Source organism: Tepidibacter sp. (assembly GCF_025210165.1).
Taxonomy (GTDB): domain Bacteria; phylum Bacillota; class Clostridia; order Peptostreptococcales; family Peptostreptococcaceae; genus Tepidibacter_A.
This window is the reverse complement of sequence record NZ_JAOASI010000003.1, coordinates 1-2,770: the sequence shown is the minus strand read 5'-3', so window position 1 is coordinate 2,770 and position 2,770 is coordinate 1. Positions and strand designations below refer to the sequence as shown.

The 2,770-nt window shown below is 28.3% G+C and carries 4 protein-coding genes; all 4 read right to left on the bottom strand.

Features of this window, described 5'->3' with window-relative positions:
- Positions 1-354 precede the first annotated feature (354 nt).
- The 4 genes from N4A48_RS00105 to N4A48_RS00090 are packed head-to-tail and all read right to left on the bottom strand — an operon-like array spanning position 355 to position 2,562.
- The gene (locus N4A48_RS00105; protein WP_293663642.1) at positions 355-648 is read right to left on the bottom strand and encodes a hypothetical protein; all 294 of its coding nucleotides are present in this window, start codon (positions 646-648) and stop codon (positions 355-357) included.
- A gap of 19 nt (positions 649-667) precedes the next feature.
- Positions 668-814, bottom strand: coding sequence for a hypothetical protein (locus tag N4A48_RS00100; RefSeq protein ID WP_293663641.1), 147 nt, complete (start codon positions 812-814; stop codon positions 668-670).
- A 44-nt stretch (positions 815-858) separates the two neighbouring features.
- On the bottom strand, positions 859-1,389 hold the full coding sequence (locus N4A48_RS00095) for a (Fe-S)-binding protein (RefSeq protein WP_293663640.1): 531 nt from the start codon (positions 1,387-1,389) through the stop codon (positions 859-861).
- A gap of 24 nt (positions 1,390-1,413) precedes the next feature.
- Positions 1,414-2,562, bottom strand: a complete 1,149-nt coding sequence (locus tag N4A48_RS00090; protein ID WP_293663639.1) for an aminotransferase class V-fold PLP-dependent enzyme — start codon at positions 2,560-2,562, stop codon at positions 1,414-1,416.
- Positions 2,563-2,770: the final 208 nt, after the last annotated feature.

Here is a 2,770-nt window from a genome sequence, read left to right as displayed (position 1 = left end):
GTTAATGTGCATAATTTCTCATGTTGTTTCTTATATTTTCTCTTTCCGTTCTCTCTAGTTATTAGTATTTCAATGGTTATCCTATATTATCCTTGTATTTCTCATATTATTTATTAGTGCAGGTTATCCTACAAATCAACACCTTATATAAAAATATGGATTTAGGAATATCCTATATAGATATCTCACCTAAAGATACTATTCCATTAATTCAACCTCTATGTTTAAATCATATAGTATCTAATTAATAGCTTATAATGTATTACATAAATACGAATAAAAAGGTGTTTTCACTTTTAAAAAACAGGTGCAATATTATATAATATTGCACCTGTTTTTATATACTAATTTTTCTTAATTAACTTTTTCTAATAATGCATATAAATCTATATCTTCTTTATGTATTCTCTTTTGTATCATATAAAATATGTAATTAGATTCTTTTATAAATCCATCTAAGTTATTTATGATTTTATTTTTTGTATTAAATCTATTTTTATAATCAATAAATAGTTTACATATATCTCCCATTTTATCTATGTATTTATTTGCCTTATCTTTTACTACTTTACTGTCATGCTTTACTAATTTAGGATATAAAAATTTATCTTCAGTATCTAAGTGTATTTTTAACTTACCTGCAAGCATGCTTATATTTTTAGATATATCACAAATATCCTATTCCACATCCTATATCAGCAATAACATCACCTTGTGTTAATCCTAGCTTTTCAAGAGTTTCTTTGGATGGCATTATATTTCTTCTCCACTCATTATCGAGTTTTTTTCTATTCTTTGCCTGAAACTTATGCATATATAGCCCTCCTATAGTTAAATTTAATTAATTATATCATTGACCTACTCATATCCCATAATCTGCATCATATTCTTTACTTCTTCTAGATTTTTTTGATTATTGTCCTCGTAAATAGGGCTACACTTTTTTATACTTTGCATGCCTGATAAAAGCTTTGAGGCAAATGCAAGACAGGTTACTTCTCCACACTTTTTACAGTTTAATTTTGGTAAATACTTATATATCTCTAAAGCACTAGGTTTTTCTCTCATTTCATATAAAGGCTCTATTTCATCTTTTCTTTCATATGTATTATTAACTAAATCCTTTACTAAGTCCATTATTTCATAAGCTTCTGATTCATTAACTGCTTTAGATACAGCTAAATCATTTCCATAAATCGTAATAATTCTAAACTCTTTTCTTATTGTTAAGCTCTGAATTTTTTTATTATATATAGCATCCTTTACAGTAGAATTTATATAAGGCAATATTTGTGAAATATCTGCTGAAAATTTAGCCTTAAATCTTATTCTTGCAGAATCAGCTGTACAAGGCTGTATAAAAGTCATTTTAACTTCTTCTAAATCCATAAAATCTCCCCCAATTTTAATTCCTTAATTTTGATTATTTATTTTTTTAAGTGCTTGTACAAGTAAATCAATATCTTCTTTTTCATTAAAATACCCTATACCAATTCTTACCGTTCCTATTTTTTGTGTTCCTATTACATTATGAGTACTAGGGGCACAGTGAAGACCTGCTCTTATCATTATCCCATGATTTTGGTCAAGCTCATAAGCTATCTCTTCTGCTGATTTATCTTTTAAATTAAATGTAATTACACTTACTATTTTTTCAATATCTTTAGGTCCATAAATAGAGATGTTTTCTAATTCTTCTAATCTTTTAAATGCATAGGCTAATACTTCTTTTTCTTTTTTAAAAATATTATCTATCCCTTTTTCTTGTATAAATTTTATAGCTTCTAAAAGTCCTACTATTCCAGCAACATTAGGTGTTCCAGTTTCTAATCTATTTGGAAAATAATTTGGTTGATATTCATAAGATGAGTCTCCTCCTGTACCTCCTGATTTTAAAGGATTTATATCCTTGTTCCAATTTACAATAAGTCCTCCAGTTCCCATAGGTCCAAGTAAGCTTTTATGTCCTGTAAACGCTAATAAATCAATATTATCCTTTTTTATATCTATAGGATATACTCCTGCTGTTTGAGCTGCATCTACTAAAAAAGGAATTTTATATTTTCTACTAATAGCTCCTATTTTTCTTATTGGCTGTATAGTTCCAATTACATTAGAAGCATGGGTAAAAACAATAAGTGTTGTATTTTTTTTAATATATTTTTCAACATCATTTGGACTTGTATATCCATTTTGGTCACATTCTACAGTAGAAATACTTATTCCAATATCTCTTTCTAAGGTTTTAAGACATCTCCATACTGCATTATGTTCAAGAGAGCTTGTGATGACATGATCTCCTTTTTTTAATATTCCTCTTATAGCTAGATTTAGTGATTCTGTTATATTTGATGTGAAAATAACTTTTTTAATATCATCTTGATTAAACAAAGATGCTATTCTTTTTCTCGCTTCATAAACTAATCTATCTGATTCCATAGCTTTTTCATAAGCCCCTCTTCCAGATGTTGCTCCAATGTTAACCATGAAATCATATACAGCATCAGATACTTGTATTGGCTTTGGAAAAGAAGTTGCTGCATTATCTAAATATACCCCCATGTAAAATCCCCCTTTTGTTATTACCTTTATTATACCTGTTCAAAATCATTATTACCATAAATTCCCAAAAATCAGGACCACCCGTAAAACGGGTGGTTTGCTCCAGCCCTAGAAGGGCATATTACTCGCTGTATCTCAAGATACATTGAAAGGTCTGCCAACCGCTTATTTTTTCAGGCTACCTCTAAAGAGGTTATTTTTTGCCTTT

What these genes read in the sequence shown, in the direction of transcription:
- N4A48_RS00105 (WP_293663642.1), bottom strand. Translation starts at nt 648, where the DNA reads ATGCTTGCAGGTAAGTTAAAAATACACTTAGATACTGAAGATAAATTT.
- N4A48_RS00100 (WP_293663641.1), bottom strand. Translation starts at nt 814, where the DNA reads ATGCATAAGTTTCAGGCAAAGAATAGAAAAAAACTCGATAATGAGTGG.
- N4A48_RS00095 (WP_293663640.1), bottom strand. Translation starts at nt 1,389, where the DNA reads ATGGATTTAGAAGAAGTTAAAATGACTTTTATACAGCCTTGTACAGCT.
- N4A48_RS00090 (WP_293663639.1), bottom strand. Translation starts at nt 2,562, where the DNA reads ATGGGGGTATATTTAGATAATGCAGCAACTTCTTTTCCAAAGCCAATA.